The 1,261-nt window shown below is 58.4% G+C and carries 2 protein-coding genes; one reads left to right on the top strand and one right to left on the bottom strand.

Annotated features, from left to right (window positions below):
- Window positions 1-492: porin (locus K206_RS0135195; protein ID WP_029044435.1), on the bottom strand; the 492-nt coding region annotated here is incomplete at its 3' end.
- A 219-nt stretch (window positions 493-711) separates the two neighbouring features.
- On the opposite strand from K206_RS0135195, the gene K206_RS0135200 reads away from it, so the two are divergent.
- A complete protein-coding gene (locus K206_RS0135200; protein ID WP_020206949.1) occupies window positions 712-1,182 on the top strand; it encodes an Lrp/AsnC family transcriptional regulator in 471 nt (156 codons plus the stop codon).
- Window positions 1,183-1,261 lie beyond the last annotated feature (79 nt).

Genomic DNA, 1,261 nt, shown 5'->3' on the forward strand with positions numbered 1-1,261 from the left:
CACGTTGAGGCCGCCGAAGGTGCCGTCATAGCTGGCGGCGTTGTCGATGCGGCCGGCGGTGATGAAGTACGGCCAGTAGTTGGCGGTGTAGTTGGCGATGGTGAGCGGGTCGAAGTCGCCGAACAGGTTGAAGCCTTCGGTGGACTGGCGGCCGAGCCGCAGCGTGCCGAGGCGGCCGGACAGGCCGACGTAGGCGTAGCGGCCGAACAGCCGGCCGTTCTGGTTGGTGTGGCCGGTCTGCGGGTCGAAGCCGTTTTCCAGGCGGAAGATGGCCTTGAGGCCAGCGCCCAGCGCTTCCTCGCCGCGCAGGCCGAAGCGGCTGTTGGTCACGGCGCCGTTGGCCAGCGCGATGTCGTGGTCGTTGGCGGCGTTGGCGTGGGTGGTGAAGCGCAGGCTCTGGTCGACGATGCCGTAGAGCGTGGCCGAGCCTTGTGCGCTGGCGCCGCCCGCGGCGAGCATGCCCGCCAATAGCGCGGGTCGGAATTTTCTCATTAATGCGTCTCCTCTCTTTTTTGTTTTTCCGGCTCCGCGCGCCTCGCAGCGAACGGACCAGCCTGATGCGCGGCACTGCATGCCAGCCAGTGCTTTTACGCTCAGGGAGAGGTATATTAACAAACAGATAATTGAATTTTCTTCGACTTTTTACCGCATCAAATCGTTTTGCGCTGCATTTATTTCGCCAAATAGCGATTTCGCGGTTAAATATTCAGAATGAAACTTGACCTGATCGATGTCCGCATCCTGCGCCACCTGACCCGCGACGGAAAAACCACCAACCAGGAACTGGCCGAGGCAGTGAACCTGTCCGCCTCGGCATGCTTCCGGCGGGTGAAGCTACTGGAAGAAGCCGGCGTGATCGCCGGCTACCGCTGCGTGCTCGACGCCAAGGCGCTGGGCATGGAGTTCGAGGCACTGGTGCAGGTGTCGATGCGCACCGACGTGGAGCGCTGGCACGAGAACTTCGTGCAGGCCTTGAACGACTGGCCGGAGGTAGTGACCGCACGGATCGTGTCGGGGCCTTCCAATTATGTGTTGACTGTGCGGGCACGGAGTTTAGAGCATTATTCTGAGTTTGTTGTCGATCGGTTGCATAAGGCGCCGGGGGTGATGGCTATTAATTCTCATATTGTTTTGGCTACAGTTAAGAGGACGGGGTCTGTTCTTGATATCCTGGAGATTTGATCTTTCCCTAGGAAAAAACTTAAATTCAACGGCCTAATGTCAAGATCAAAATCAAATTCAAAGTCAAAGTCAAAGGCTT

The organism is Cupriavidus sp. WS (assembly GCF_000395345.1).
Taxonomy (GTDB): Bacteria; Pseudomonadota; Gammaproteobacteria; order Burkholderiales; family Burkholderiaceae; genus Cupriavidus; species Cupriavidus basilensis_B.

Bases quoted from the DNA above. Each gene is read 5' to 3' on its own strand.
- K206_RS0135200 (WP_020206949.1), top strand. From the start codon at position 712: ATGAAACTTGACCTGATCGATGTCCGCATCCTGCGCCACCTGACCCGC.